Origin of the sequence: Caulobacter sp. FWC26 (assembly GCF_002742645.2) — a bacterium.
Taxonomy (GTDB): domain Bacteria; phylum Pseudomonadota; class Alphaproteobacteria; order Caulobacterales; family Caulobacteraceae; genus Caulobacter.
The window spans coordinates 4,269,785-4,281,862 of the sequence record NZ_CP033875.1 but is presented as its reverse complement, the minus strand read 5'-3'; the positions used below and the strand labels follow the sequence as shown (position 1 = coordinate 4,281,862).

The 12,078-nt window shown below is 65.9% G+C and carries 15 protein-coding genes; 5 read left to right on the top strand and 10 right to left on the bottom strand.

Features of this window, described 5'->3' with window-relative positions; genetic code table 11:
• The first annotated feature begins 5 nt into the window (after window positions 1-5).
• Window positions 6-1,826 carry a glutamine--fructose-6-phosphate transaminase (isomerizing) gene (gene glmS, locus CSW63_RS22025; RefSeq protein ID WP_062095996.1) on the top strand — a complete coding sequence of 607 codons (1,821 nt, stop codon included), beginning with the start codon at window positions 6-8 and terminating at the stop codon, window positions 1,824-1,826.
• A 13-nt stretch (window positions 1,827-1,839) separates the two neighbouring features.
• Here glmS and CSW63_RS22020 read toward each other — a convergent pair whose 3' ends face one another.
• Window positions 1,840-3,018: a cyclopropane-fatty-acyl-phospholipid synthase family protein gene (locus CSW63_RS22020; RefSeq protein ID WP_099502971.1), complete on the bottom strand. Its 1,179-nt coding sequence runs from the start codon at window positions 3,016-3,018 to the stop codon at window positions 1,840-1,842.
• 58 nt (window positions 3,019-3,076) lie between these two features.
• Between CSW63_RS22020 and CSW63_RS22015 the strand changes: the two genes are divergently transcribed.
• Window positions 3,077-3,538, top strand: coding sequence for an SAM-dependent methyltransferase (locus tag CSW63_RS22015; protein WP_062095991.1), 462 nt, complete (start codon window positions 3,077-3,079; stop codon window positions 3,536-3,538).
• On the top strand, window positions 3,535-4,053 hold the full coding sequence (locus tag CSW63_RS22010; RefSeq protein ID WP_062095989.1) for a GNAT family N-acetyltransferase: 519 nt from the start codon (window positions 3,535-3,537) through the stop codon (window positions 4,051-4,053). The genes CSW63_RS22015 and CSW63_RS22010 overlap by 4 nt, the downstream gene beginning before the upstream one ends.
• On the opposite strand, the gene CSW63_RS22005 is transcribed toward CSW63_RS22010, so the two are convergent.
• Window positions 4,050-4,508 (bottom strand): hypothetical protein, encoded by a 459-nt coding sequence (locus CSW63_RS22005; protein ID WP_062095987.1) that lies wholly within the window; start codon window positions 4,506-4,508, stop codon window positions 4,050-4,052. The genes CSW63_RS22010 and CSW63_RS22005 overlap by 4 nt on opposite strands.
• 8 nt (window positions 4,509-4,516) lie before the next feature.
• A complete protein-coding gene (locus tag CSW63_RS22000) occupies window positions 4,517-4,927 on the bottom strand; it encodes a YkvA family protein (RefSeq protein WP_062095985.1) in 411 nt (136 codons plus the stop codon).
• Window positions 4,928-4,998: 71 nt separating this feature from the next.
• On the opposite strand from CSW63_RS22000, the gene CSW63_RS21995 reads away from it, so the two are divergent.
• A complete protein-coding gene (locus CSW63_RS21995) occupies window positions 4,999-5,781 on the top strand; it encodes an SDR family NAD(P)-dependent oxidoreductase (protein WP_062095981.1) in 783 nt (260 codons plus the stop codon).
• Window positions 5,782-5,852: 71 nt separating this feature from the next.
• On the opposite strand, the gene CSW63_RS24250 is transcribed toward CSW63_RS21995, so the two are convergent.
• The 4 genes from CSW63_RS24250 to CSW63_RS21980 all read right to left on the bottom strand — a co-directional run bounded on the left by CSW63_RS24250 (window position 5,853) and on the right by CSW63_RS21980 (window position 7,792).
• The gene (locus CSW63_RS24250) at window positions 5,853-5,927 is read right to left on the bottom strand and encodes a hypothetical protein (protein ID WP_371415252.1); all 75 of its coding nucleotides are present in this window, start codon (window positions 5,925-5,927) and stop codon (window positions 5,853-5,855) included.
• Entirely contained in the window at window positions 5,924-6,514 is a 591-nt protein-coding gene (locus CSW63_RS21990) for a hypothetical protein (protein ID WP_168193715.1), read from the bottom strand. The genes CSW63_RS24250 and CSW63_RS21990 overlap by 4 nt, the downstream gene beginning before the upstream one ends.
• Window positions 6,515-6,608: 94 nt before the next feature.
• Entirely contained in the window at window positions 6,609-7,277 is a 669-nt protein-coding gene (locus CSW63_RS21985) for a LysE family translocator (RefSeq protein ID WP_062097887.1), read from the bottom strand.
• Between the two features lie 107 nt (window positions 7,278-7,384).
• The gene (locus CSW63_RS21980; RefSeq protein ID WP_062097889.1) at window positions 7,385-7,792 is read right to left on the bottom strand and encodes an MAPEG family protein; all 408 of its coding nucleotides are present in this window, start codon (window positions 7,790-7,792) and stop codon (window positions 7,385-7,387) included.
• A gap of 174 nt (window positions 7,793-7,966) precedes the next feature.
• Here CSW63_RS21980 and CSW63_RS21975 point away from each other — a divergent pair, with 174 nt between their 5' ends.
• Window positions 7,967-8,167 carry a KTSC domain-containing protein gene (locus tag CSW63_RS21975; RefSeq protein ID WP_062097891.1) on the top strand — a complete coding sequence of 67 codons (201 nt, stop codon included), beginning with the start codon at window positions 7,967-7,969 and terminating at the stop codon, window positions 8,165-8,167.
• Between the two features lie 110 nt (window positions 8,168-8,277).
• On the opposite strand, the gene CSW63_RS21970 is transcribed toward CSW63_RS21975, so the two are convergent.
• The 3 genes from CSW63_RS21970 to CSW63_RS21960 all read right to left on the bottom strand — a co-directional run bounded on the left by CSW63_RS21970 (window position 8,278) and on the right by CSW63_RS21960 (window position 11,950).
• On the bottom strand, window positions 8,278-9,504 hold the full coding sequence (locus CSW63_RS21970) for an argininosuccinate synthase (protein WP_062097892.1): 1,227 nt from the start codon (window positions 9,502-9,504) through the stop codon (window positions 8,278-8,280).
• 82 nt (window positions 9,505-9,586) lie between these two features.
• Window positions 9,587-9,949: a hypothetical protein gene (locus tag CSW63_RS21965; protein ID WP_062097893.1), complete on the bottom strand. Its 363-nt coding sequence runs from the start codon at window positions 9,947-9,949 to the stop codon at window positions 9,587-9,589.
• Window positions 9,950-9,952: 3 nt separating this feature from the next.
• Window positions 9,953-11,950, bottom strand: a complete 1,998-nt coding sequence (locus CSW63_RS21960) for a potassium transporter Kup (protein WP_062097894.1) — start codon at window positions 11,948-11,950, stop codon at window positions 9,953-9,955.
• Window positions 11,951-12,078: the final 128 nt, after the last annotated feature.

Genomic DNA, 12,078 nt, shown 5'->3' with positions numbered 1-12,078 from the left:
GGCCCATGTGCGGCATTATCGGCATCGTCGGAAAAGAACCCGTCGCCGACCGTCTGATCGAGAGCCTCAAGCGGCTCGAGTATCGCGGCTATGACTCCGCTGGGGTCGCCGGCGTGGTCGGCGGTCAGGTCGAACGCCGCCGGGCCCAGGGCAAGATCAAGGCCTTGGAAGCCGTCCTGGTCGAACAACCTCTCACCGCCACGACCGGCATCGGCCACACCCGCTGGGCGACCCACGGCGCGCCCAACGTGCGCAACGCCCACCCGCACACCGCCGGCCGCGTCACCCTGGTCCACAACGGCATCATCGAGAACTTCGCCGAACTGAAGGCGGAGCTGGCCGCCGCCGGACGCACTTTCGAGAGCGACACCGACACCGAGGTCATCGCCCAGCTGATCGACGCTGAACTGGCGACGGGCCTGTCACCCCTAGAGGCCTTCAAGGCCACGCTGGACCGCTTGACCGGCGCCTACGCCCTGGCGGTGTTGATCCAGGGCGAGGCCGATCTGATCCTGGGCGCGCGTCGCGGCAGCCCGCTGGTGGTCGGCGAGGGCCAGGGCGAGATGTTCCTGGGCTCTGACGCATTGGCCGTCGGCCCGTTCACCAACCGGGTGATCTATCTGGAGGAGGGCGACTACGTGGCCCTCGATCACGTCAGCCACCGCATCTTCGACGCCTCAGGCGCTGCGGTGGAGCGTCCTGTGCGCGTGGTGCCGACCTCGTCGGTGATGCTGGAGAAGGGCAACTACCGGCACTTCATGGAAAAGGAGATCCATGATCAGCCGGAAGGCTGCCAGCGGACGATCGCGGCCTATGTCGACACCTTGAGCGCCAAGGCCTCGGTTCCGGGCGACATCGACTTCGCCGCCCTGGAGCGTATCCAGATCGTCGCCTGCGGCACCTCCTATATCGCTGGCGTCGTCGGCAAGTACTTGATCGAGCAGCTCGCCGACCTGCCGGTCGATGTCGAAATCGCTTCGGAGTTCCGCTACCGCACCCCGGCCCTGCGCCCCGGCTCGCTGGTCGTGGCCATGTCGCAGTCGGGCGAGACCGCCGACACCCTGGCCGCCCTGCGCTACTGCAAGGCCAGGGGCATGAAGAGTGCGGTAGTCGTGAACGCCCAGGAATCCACCATGGCCCGCGAGGTCGACGTGGTCTGGCCGATCCACTGCGGCCCCGAAATCGGCGTCGCTTCGACCAAGGCCTTCACCGCCCAGGTCAGCGTGATGATCGCTCTGGCCATCGCCGCCGCCAAGCAACGCGGGACCATCGACGCCGCCGAGGAGCAACGTCTCGTCAAGGTGCTGCTGGAGGCGCCGCGCCTGATCGCCGAGGCCATCGGCCTGGAAGACGCCATCAAGGAGATCGCCGCCGACGTCGCCAAGGCGCGGGACGTGCTCTACCTCGGCCGAGGCCCGATGTCGGCCCTGGCCCTGGAAGGCGCGCTGAAGCTGAAGGAAATCAGCTATATCCATGCCGAGGGCTACGCCGCCGGCGAGTTGAAGCACGGCCCGATCGCCCTCGTCGATGATCAGACCCCGATCGTCATCCTCGCCCCCTACGACAGCTATTTCGAGAAGTCGGCCTCGAACATGAGTGAGGTGATGGCGCGTGGCGGCCAGGTGATCTTCATCACCGACACCGAGGGCGTGAAGCACGCCCCGGCGGGCGCCAAGGTGGTGGTCACGGCTCCGGCTTCCGACCCGCTGGTCTCGACCCTGGTCATGTCGGCCCCGATCCAGCTCCTGGCCTACCACGTCGCCGTGGTGAAGGGCGCGGACGTCGATCAGCCGCGCAACCTGGCCAAGTCGGTGACGGTGGAGTGAGGGCGGGAGCGGTTTATCGCGCGCCCAGAAGATAGTCCCGCGTTAGCGGAACCGCGTCGCGCTTCTTGGCCAGCTGGATCTGGAAGACCATGTGGCCGCCGTGCCGGAAGCCCAATTCCGCGCCGGCCAGATAGAACTCCCACATCCGCCGGAATCGCTGGTCGAACATCTGCGGGATGTCCGGGTCGGCCATGAAGCGCTCGCGCCAGATGCGGCAGGTCTCGGCGTAATGCAGCCGCAGGATCTCGATGTCGGTGATCCAGAGGCCCGCGCGCTCGATCGCCGTAACGATCTCCGACAGGCCCGGGATATAGCCGCCGGGGAAGATGTACTTCTGGGTGAAGGCGTTGGTCGCGCCGGGCCCGTGCATCTTGCCGATCGAATGGATCAGGGCCACGCCGTCCTCGGTCAGCAGGCGGGCGATGGTGTCGAAATAGGTCTGAAAGTTCGGGGCGCCGACATGCTCGAGCATGCCGACCGAGACGATGCGGTCGAAGGGCTCGGCGAGGTCGCGATAGTCTGTCAGGCGAAAGTCGATCTGGTCCGAAAGGCCGGCCTTCTCAGCGCGTTCCTGGGCCAGCGCCAGCTGTTCGGTCGACAAGGTGACCCCGGTCATCCGCGCCCCGAAATCCTTGGCCAGTGTCATCGACAGACCGCCCCAGCCCGAGCCGATGTCCAGGGTCTTCATGCCGGGCTGGATCAACAGCTTGCGGCCGATTAGCGCCTTCTTGGCGGCCTGCGCCTCCTCCAGCGTCATGTCGGGACGCTCGAAATAGGCGCAGGAATACTGCATGTCGACGTCGAGGAAGCGCCGGTAGAGGTCGTTGGACAGGTCATAGTGGTGCGCCACGTTCCGGCGCGAGGCGACCCGATCATTGACCTGCTGAACCTGACGCTTGATCGCCTTGCGCAGGCGAGTCAGGGCCGACCCACGCTTGGGCTTCCGTCCGCCGCTTTCCCCCACGATGGTCAGGAGATCGGAGATCGTCCCCTGCTCGAAGACGATATCGCCTTCCATATAGCCTTCGCCGAGGCCAAAGCTGGGGTTGGCCAGCCGCCGCAAACCCCGGGCGCTGATCCGCATCACCACGGGCGGCCCCGTGCCGTCCCCAGCCTTGAGAACGCGACCTCCCGGCAGATGCGCCGTCAGGTCACCCGTCTTGATCATCTTGCTCAGCAACGCTTCGATCATGACAATAGCTTAAGGCGACTTTCGCCTACGACAACCGCTCCGTGTCGGGAGGGATCAGATGTCGATCGTCATGACGCCCATTGGTCGGGTCGAAGGTGGTAGGCCCGAGCCAGAGGATGATGACTGGGGCGCAAGTCTGGCGCGCATCGTGCTGGATCCGGCGCACTTCGACGACGAGGCGCTGCAGGGGCTCGAGGCTTTCAGCCATGCGGAGGTGGTGTTCGTGTTTGACAAGGTCGGCGACGACCAGATCATCACCGGCGCCCGTCACCCGCGCGGCAACACGGCTTGGCCGCGCGTCGGCATCTTCGCCCAGCGCGGCAAGAACCGGCCCAACCGCATCGGCGTCACAATCTGCGAGGTCGTCTCGGTCGCGGGTCGGGTGCTGGAGGTGCGCGGGCTGGACGCCATCGACGGCACGCCTGTGCTCGACATCAAGCCGGTGATGAGCGGCTTTGCGCCGCGCGGCGCGGTCCGCGAACCTGCCTGGGCCAAGGCGATCATGGAGGCCTACTGGTGAGCGCGGGCCTAATCGTCTCGCGAGCCAGCGCCGATGAGGCGGGGATCATCGCCAATCTCATGCAGTTCTATATCCACGACTTCTCGGAACTGTGGTTCGACCGCGAGGTCGAGGGGGAGCTGGGCCCGGACGGTCGCTACTCGGACTATCCCGGGCTTGAGGCCTACTGGCGCGATCCGAGCCACGAGGCCTGGTTGTTTCGGATCGGGGGCCTGCCGGTGGGGTTCGCCCTCGTCAACGACATCGCTCACTCACCAACGCCGATCGACCGGGCGGTGGCCGAATTCTTCGTGGTCCGCAAGCATCGTCGCCGGGGCGTTGGCTTGGCGGCGGCCCATGCGCTGTTCGGCTCGGCCTGGGGTGTTTGGGAAGCGGCGACCGTTCGCCGCAACGCCGGCGCTCGGGCGTTCTGGCGTCGGGCGGCCGAATCTTATCCGGGCGTGCGGGATCTCGTTGAGGAAGAGCGCCAAGACGCCCACTGGGACGGGGCGGTGTTGACCTTCCGCGTGGGTTAACGCTTCCGGAGCTCCGGGCAGGCCTCGGGCTCGGCGGTCCAACTGACGCTGGCGACCTTCCAGGCGCCTTCGATCTTGGCCAGGGTGAAGACGTTGACGCCGCAATGGACCGTCTTGCCGTCCCGCGTAATCTCGAACGGTCCGGTCACTGTCGCCAAGGCCCCGCGCCGAGCGACGACCGGCGACCACATCCATTCCTTCAGTCCGGGCGCGACCTTTTTGCCGAAGCTATCCTCGAAGGCGAAGCGGCGAACATCGACGGTCCCGTCAGACTTCGTCGACAGAGCCATCATCGGGATGTTGGGCAGGGCGGCTGCGCGCATCGCCGCTGGGTCACCAGCTTCCAGACCGTCGAAAAAGGCCTGGGTCGTGGCCAACACGGCCTTCTCCTCAGCGTCGGCTGGGACGGCCGCGAGGCTGAGGCTGGCGGCGAGGCCGATCGCGATCAGAGACATCGTCTTCCTCAGCCGTCGTTGGACAGGCGCGCGAGGAACGCCTTGGCGGCGTCCTTGTGGCGGGGTTTCAGCGTCTTGCCCAGGATCGCCACCAGGGCCGCGATCACTGCGGCGTCGTCGGTGAATCCAATGGCCGGCAGCACGTCGGGAATCGCATCGGTGGGCAGGACGAAATAGGCCAGGGCCGCCAGCATCATGCCCTTGGCGGCGGCCGGGGTCTCGGGGTCGCGGGCGCACCACCAGACCGACAGGGCGTCGGCTGCGAAGGGGACCTTGGCGGCCACCCGGCGGATTTTGGGCAGGAAGCCCTCGCGGACCTTCTCCTCGTTTACGCGCACGGTGGCCGGGACCAGCGCCTTGGCAGGATCCAGCACCTCGTTGACGTTTACGTCGGGGGACGGTTTGGCGTCGCGGCTCATCGGTTTAAACCTCTTGTCCAATTTGATCCTAGCCGGGATCGCCGCAAACGCGAAGAACAAGGGAAACGTTCATGAAGCTCGACAACACCGTCGCCGCCGTCGTCACTGGGGGCGCCTCGGGCCTCGGCGAGGCCACCGCCCGCGCTCTGGCCGCCCAAGGGGTCAAGGTCGCCATCTTCGACATGAACGAAGCGCGTGGCGAAGAGGTCGCCAAGGACATCGGTGGCGTTTTCTGCAAGGTCAATGTGACCAGCGACGCCGATGTCGACGCCGGCTTCGAAAAGGCTCGCGCCGCCCACGGCCAGGAGCGCATTCTCGTCAACTGCGCTGGCACCGGCAATGCGGCCAAGACCGCCAGCCGCGACAAGGCCACCGGCGAGACCAAGCACTTCCCGCTCGACGCCTTCGACCGCATCATCCAGATCAACTTGGTGGGCACGTTCCGCTGCATCGCCAAGTCGGCCAAGGGCATGCTGGATCTCGAGCCGCTGGAAGACGGCGAGCGCGGCGCGATCGTCAACACCGCTTCGGTCGCGGCCGAGGATGGCCAGATGGGCCAAGCGGCCTATTCGGCCAGCAAGGGCGGCGTGGTGGGCATGACCTTGCCGATCGCCCGCGACCTGATGGGCGAGGGCATCCGCGTCAACACCATCCTGCCGGGCATCTTCAACACCCCGTTGATGAACGGCGCGCCGGAAGCGGTAAAGGCGGGTCTGGCCGCTTCGGTGCCGTTCCCCAAGCGCCTGGGCAATCCGGAAGAATACGCCCAGCTGGCGGTCACCATGATCACCTGCGGCTACTTCAACGGCGAGGACGTGCGCCTCGACGGCGGTATCCGCATGGCGCCGCGGTAAAGGAAGACGGGCGATCACTCGCCCCCACCTTACCGCTTCGCGGTCGTCCGCCCCCAAAGGGGGCGGAAGAGTTATCCTTCCTCCCCCTTTGGGGGGAGGGGGACCGCCGAACGGCGGTGGAGGGGGCCTTCTGGCCCCCTTCTTATTTCGCCTCCGGCCGCACGATCGAGCCGGCCAGGTTGGCCATGATCTCACGAGCGTCGTAGGCGCGCGGGTCGCCTTGCGGCTTCTGGCCCTTGTGCATGACGATCTCAGCGCCGGCTTCGAACTTCTCCACCGTGCGGATCTGGGCGCGGTCGGCGAAGAAGGGGTCACCCCAGAAGGGGTCCCAGGTGCGCCAGCCGAAAGCCGGGCCGTAATAGCGCCACGCCGGGCGCCAGTAGCCGTACGGATAGCCCCATCCGAAGCCCGGCCGCGCGAACGGGTCGGACTCCACATAGCTACGGGCGGTGCGATCGGTGCGGTGGTCGGCCGTCTCGAACCAGTCATAGCCTTGCTGCACGGTGAGCTCGGCCGCGCGGTACAGCAGATAACGCTCAACGGTCTCACGCGAGGTCAGGCTGTTGCCGGCGAACGACACGCGGAAGCGGTCGCCCTCCAGCTTCTGCTCGGAGAAGCCGCCGGTGACGGCGCCTGAGGTGATGCGGGGCTGATACGGCGTTGGGGTGGCGCAGGCGGCGAGACCTGCGGCCACCACCAGGGCTGCGGCGAGGGCGGCCTTCTTGATCGACATGACGTGCTCCTTCACGCGGAGTCCTTGGATGCTAGAGTCAACTCTGGCTGGGCTTTGTGGTTTCGCCAAGGCCGCATTGCCACATGGCGGAAACTTAGCCGCGCGAAACGATCAGTACGGCGGCGGTGATCAGCAGCACGCCGACCAGGATCGCAAAGCCGCGCCGGAAGCCCGGTTCGTTCATCCGGCTCGATAGCGCCGCGCCGCCGACGCCGTAGGCCGACATGCTGAACAGGTCCATGCCGATGGTGGCGCAGGCGAACATGATCAGCTGCGGAACGAGCGGGCGGTCGACATCCAGAAACGGCGGCAGCACGGCCGAAAAGAACAGCAGGATCTTTGGATTGGCGATCTGCACCATGAAGCCGTCGAAGAAGGCCGAGCGGCTTGCTCGAACGGTGGCCGAGGCGTGGCTTTCGAGGTTCCTGATTCCGGCCCACAGGGATTTCAAGCCCAGCCAGACCAGATAGGCCGCGCCGGCCAGCGCCAGGATGTGAAACGCCTTCGGGAAGGCGATGATCAGGGCGCCGAGGCCCAGGGCCGAGCAGGCGAACCAGACCAGGGTGGCGGTGTTCATCCCGACCACGCCCAGCAGAGCCGCAGTCTTGCCGCGTTCCATCCCGGTGGCGATCGCGAACAGATTCGCCGGCCCCGGCGTGATGGCCATGACGAACATGGCGACCAGAAAGGCGCCGTAGCGGGCGGGATCGACGGGCAGGTGGTCCATGGCGCGGATATAGGCCGCTGCGCCACGGACCACCAAGCAAAGCTAGAGTCTTTTTCGAGCCAAGGGGCCCCGGTTCGCGTGAAGAAAAATGCGCCAGAACAGAAGACCAGAACTTACGGTCTGGCGCAGTCAGGTCGTGAGCTCTAGGCGCCGACGACGGCGTAGACATAGATCGCCCGCCCCAGGGCGCCGAACAGCAGCACCGCCGTGGCCAGCATCTGGATGATGAAGCCCAGCTCGCGCTTCTTGGCGTCGGCGGCGTAGCCGAGGGCGTACAGGATGCGGCCGATGATCCAGACCACGCCGGCCGCGGCGGCGAACAGGTCGTTCCAGTAGATCGCGAACAGCCACAGCGAGGGCAGGTAGATCACCAGCCACTCGACGGTGTTGGCCTGCACCCGCAGATGGCGCTCCAGCTCCGGATCGCCGGTCATGGCCGGCGCGTCGATGCCGGTGCGACGGCGGGCGCCGCCGATCCTGAAGATCATCCAGACATAGACCAGCAAGGAGACCAGGGTGACGATGGCCACCAGCGCGTGCGATTGAGTCATGTTTCCGCTTCCTCCTGGCGGCCTCCCCGGACCGCCTCACAGCCAGACTATTCGTATTCGCCCTGAGTATGCACGCGGCGTTCGGCGGTCTATGGAGCCGCGCACGCCGGGAACCCGGCCGGGTTTCGTTCGCTCCTAGACTGAACGATCCCCTTTGCGGAGGCTTCGTAAGCCATGCATGTGGACTCTGCCGCGATCCGAGCGATCGACTACACCCCTGAACACGGCAAGCTGTTCGTCACGTTCCAGGACGGCGATGAATACGTCTATGTCGGCGTTCCCGAGCGCGTCAGCCGGGCCTTCTTTCGCGCGCCTTCCAAGGGCCGGTTCTTCCAGCGGCTGATCCGGGACCGGTATCCGTACAACCGGGTGTGAGAGCCAAAAACGCTCTCTCCTGGCGCGAGAGAGCCGGCCATCTTGGACCAAATGAAAAAGGCGCCGCGAGTTTCCCCGCGACGCCCTTTGATCGTTTGGCTTTAACCCGCCTAGCCGCGCTTGTCCCGCTTGGCCAGGACCCGCAGGCGAAGGGCGTTCAGCTTGATGAAGCCGCCGGCGTCGCGGTGGTCGTAGGCGACCTTGCCTTCCTCGAAGGTGACCAAATCCTGGTCGTACAGCGAGTAGGGGCTGCTGCGGCCGATGACGGTGACATTGCCCTTGTAGAGCTTCACGCGCACTTGGCCGGTGACCTTCTGCTGGCTGTAGTCGATGGCCGCCTGCAGCATCTCGCGCTCGGGGGTGAACCAGAAGCCGTTGTACACCAGCGTGGCGTACTTCGGCATCAGTTCGTCCTTCAGGTGCATGGCGCCGCGGTCCAGCGTGATGCTCTCGATGCCGCGGTGAGCGGCCAGCAGGATGGTGCCGCCCGGGGTCTCGTAGACGCCGCGCGACTTCATGCCGACGAAGCGGTTCTCGACCAGGTCGAGGCGACCGATCCCGTTGTCGCGGCCCAGCTCGTTCAGCTTGGTCAGCAGGGTGGCCGGGCTCATCGCAACACCGTCGATGGCGACCGGGTCGCCCTTCTCGAAGTCGATGGTGATGATGGTCGGCTTGTCCGGCGCGTCCTCGGGCGCGATCGTGCGCATGTGGACGAACTCGGGGGCCTCGACCGCCGGGTCTTCCAGGACCTTACCCTCGGACGAGGAGTGCAGCAGGTTGGCGTCGACGCTGAACGGCGCCTCGCCGCGCTTGTCCTTGGTGATCTGGATCTGGTGCTTCTCGGCAAAGTCCAGCAGCGCCTCGCGGGACTTGAAGTCCCACTCGCGCCAGGGGGCGATCACGGTGATGTCGGGCTCGAGGCCGTAATAGCCGAGCTCGAAACGGACCTGATCGTTGCCCTTGCCGGTGGCGCCGTGGCTGACGGCGTCGGCGCCGGTCTTGCGGGCGATCTCGATCTGCTTCTTGGCGATCAGCGGACGAGCGATCGAGGTGCCTAGCAGGTACTGGCCCTCATAGACGGTGTTGGCGCGGAACATCGGGAAGACGTAGTCGCGCACGAACTCTTCGCGGACGTCCTCGATGAAGATGTTTTCGGGCTTCACGCCGGCCGCCAGGGCCTTGGCGCGGGCCGGTTCGATCTCTTCGCCCTGACCAAGGTCGGCGGTGAAGGTCACGACCTCGGCATTATGCTCGGTCTGCAGCCACTTGAGGATGATCGAGGTGTCGAGACCGCCCGAATAGGCGAGCACGACCTTCTTCACGGGCTTGTCGGCCATGAGAGGGTCCTTTCGGAGAGAAACACAAAGTCGCGCGCCTTCAACGGCGAAAGACCGCGCGGGTCAAGCGTTAATAGGGGCTCTAGATCTGGCCCTCGTCCTGCAACGTCTTCATGACCGAGCGCAGGTGGAAAAGCTGAGCCATGGCCAGCACGGCGCCGAGGGTGGCGCGCACGCAGAACACCATCACTGCGTCCAGCCCTTCAGCCCGGAACGTTGTTCCCGATAGGGTGAAGGCGAAGATGATCGCCATGGACGCGATGGGAATCCAGAGCAGGCCCGCGGCCTTGTTGAACCGAAGCGCGGGCTTTCCCTCGCGGGTCCAGACGATCGGCACGCTGGCGCCGGCCGGAATGCGTTGCCAGGCGCCATGAGCGGTGGTGGCGATGATGGTCAGGGCGGCGATCGACAGACCATCGCCAAGGATACGCAGCGCCGTTTCCATCGCCTACACCGTCACTTGGGCGCCCAACTCGACCACGCGGCCGGGCGGGATCTTGAAGAAGTCGGTCGGGTTGGCGGCGTTCTTCATCAGGTAGATGAATAGGCGATCCTGCCACATCGGCATGCCGGAATTGGCCGATGGCACGATCGAGCGGCGGCCGAGGAAGAAGCTGGTGGCCATGATGTCGAACTTCAGGCCCTGCTTGCGGCACACGGCTAGAGCCTTGGGAATGTTGGGACTTTCCATGAAGCCGTAGTTGACGATGACCTTCTTGAAGTCGTCGTTGACCTTCTCGATCTTCACACGGTCCTCCTCGGCGACGCGCGGCGTCTCGGCCGTGCGGACCGTCAGGATCACGTTGCGCTCGTGCAGCACCTTGTTGTGCTTGAGGTTGTGCATCAGCGCCACCGGCGTCATGTCGGGGTCGGAGGTCAGGAAGATCGCCGTGCCGGGGGCGCGATGCGGAGCGCGGGCACGCAGGATGTCCATCAGATCGGCGACGGGCAGGCTGTCGCGGCGGGTCTTGTCGGTCAGGATCTGGCTGCCGCGCACCCAGGTGGCCATGATCGTGAACAGCGCCGCGCCGATCAGCACGGGCAGCCAGCCGCCCGAGAAGAAGCGCAGGGCGTTGGCGCTGAGGAAGGTGATGTCCAGCGTCAGGAACGGCACGAGGAAGAGCAGCGCCATCGGCATGCTCCATTTCCACAGTTTGCGCATGACGATGAAGGCCATGCAGGTGGTCACGATCATCGTGCCGGTCACGGCCAGGCCATAGGCGTGGGCCAGGGCCGAAGACGTCTGGAAGGTGAACATGATGGCCAGCACGCCGACCAGCAGCATGGTGTTGAGCTGGGGCACGAAGATCTGGCCCGACTGGGTTTCGGACGTGCGGCGCACGTCCAGGCGCGGCAGCAGGCCCAGCTGGATGGCCTGCTGGGTCAGCGAGAACGCGCCGGTGATGACCGCCTGGCTGGCGATCACGGTCGCCGCGCCGGCCAGCAGCACCAGCGGCAGGCGTGCGGCTTCAGGCGCCATTTCGAAGAACCAGTTAACCTCCGGCATCGCCTTACCGGCGGCTTCCGCCGCCTGCAGCGTGCTGAGGGCGAAGGCGCCTTGGCCCAGATAGTTCATGGCCAGGCACGGCAGAACGAAGAACAGCCAGGCGGCCTGGATCGGCCAGCGCCCGAAATGACCCATGTCGGCGGTCAGGGCCTCGACGCCCGTCACGGTGAGGAACACCGCGCCCAGGACGATGAAGCCCGTGAGGCCGTGCTCAGCCAGGAACTTGACCGCGTAGTACGGGTTGACCGCCATCAGGATGCCGGGGTTGCTCGCCAGGTTCATGAGCCCCAGCGCGAACATCACGCCAAACCAAAGCGCGCAGACCGGGCCAAACAGCTTGCCCACCGAGGCCGTGCCGCGGCTCTGGATGAAGAACAGGCCCAGCAGCATGACCGTGGCGATCAGCAGGACGACCTCGTTGGTCACGCTATGCTCGAGCGCGGGAATGGTGCGAAGGCCTTCCACCGCGGACAGAACCGACATGGCCGGCGTGATTACCGCGTCGCCATAGAACAGCGCCGCGCCGGCGACGCCCAGGGCGAACACCAGAGCGGTCCGCCGGCCCATGGCGTGTTGGGCCAGGGCCATCAGCGACAGCACGCCGCCTTCGCCCTTGTTGTCGGCGCGCATGATAAAGACGACGTATTTGATCGTCACGATCAGGAACATCGCCCACAGCGCCAGCGAGACCACGCCGAAGATCTCGGATCGGGTGACGCCGTCGTGGGCGGCTGCGGCCAAGGCTTCCTTGAACGCGTAGAGCGGGCTGGTGCCGATGTCGCCGAACACCACGCCGACCGAGCCCAGCGCCAGGGCGAAGAAGCCGTGTCCCTTCAGGTCATGCCCATTGCCGTTCGGCGGGGCCCCATCCTGTTGTGGAATGTCAGAAGACGCGGGCGCACAATCGGGTGCGGAAGCGTGGGGGGCTTCGGAAGCCATGCAATCCCTCCGGGGAGCCCTCGCAAAACGCTGCTGGCCGACCCATATCGCGATCAAGCGCGGCGCGATACACCCAAACCGCGCCGGGTTCAATCGTCACGCTGCGTCGCATTACGCGGTCCCCAAGC

What these genes read in the sequence shown, in the direction of transcription:
- glmS (WP_062095996.1), top strand. Translation starts at nt 6, where the DNA reads ATGTGCGGCATTATCGGCATCGTCGGAAAAGAACCCGTCGCCGACCGT.
- CSW63_RS22020 (WP_099502971.1), bottom strand. Translation starts at nt 3,018, where the DNA reads ATGATCGAAGCGTTGCTGAGCAAGATGATCAAGACGGGTGACCTGACG.
- CSW63_RS22015 (WP_062095991.1), top strand. Translation starts at nt 3,077, where the DNA reads ATGTCGATCGTCATGACGCCCATTGGTCGGGTCGAAGGTGGTAGGCCC.
- CSW63_RS22005 (WP_062095987.1), bottom strand. Translation starts at nt 4,508, where the DNA reads ATGTCTCTGATCGCGATCGGCCTCGCCGCCAGCCTCAGCCTCGCGGCC.
- CSW63_RS22000 (WP_062095985.1), bottom strand. Translation starts at nt 4,927, where the DNA reads ATGAGCCGCGACGCCAAACCGTCCCCCGACGTAAACGTCAACGAGGTG.
- CSW63_RS21995 (WP_062095981.1), top strand. Translation starts at nt 4,999, where the DNA reads ATGAAGCTCGACAACACCGTCGCCGCCGTCGTCACTGGGGGCGCCTCG.
- CSW63_RS21990 (WP_168193715.1), bottom strand. Translation starts at nt 6,514, where the DNA reads ATGTCGATCAAGAAGGCCGCCCTCGCCGCAGCCCTGGTGGTGGCCGCA.
- CSW63_RS21980 (WP_062097889.1), bottom strand. Translation starts at nt 7,792, where the DNA reads ATGACTCAATCGCACGCGCTGGTGGCCATCGTCACCCTGGTCTCCTTG.
- CSW63_RS21975 (WP_062097891.1), top strand. Translation starts at nt 7,967, where the DNA reads ATGCATGTGGACTCTGCCGCGATCCGAGCGATCGACTACACCCCTGAA.
- CSW63_RS21970 (WP_062097892.1), bottom strand. Translation starts at nt 9,504, where the DNA reads ATGGCCGACAAGCCCGTGAAGAAGGTCGTGCTCGCCTATTCGGGCGGT.
- CSW63_RS21965 (WP_062097893.1), bottom strand. Translation starts at nt 9,949, where the DNA reads ATGGAAACGGCGCTGCGTATCCTTGGCGATGGTCTGTCGATCGCCGCC.
- CSW63_RS21960 (WP_062097894.1), bottom strand. Translation starts at nt 11,950, where the DNA reads ATGGCTTCCGAAGCCCCCCACGCTTCCGCACCCGATTGTGCGCCCGCG.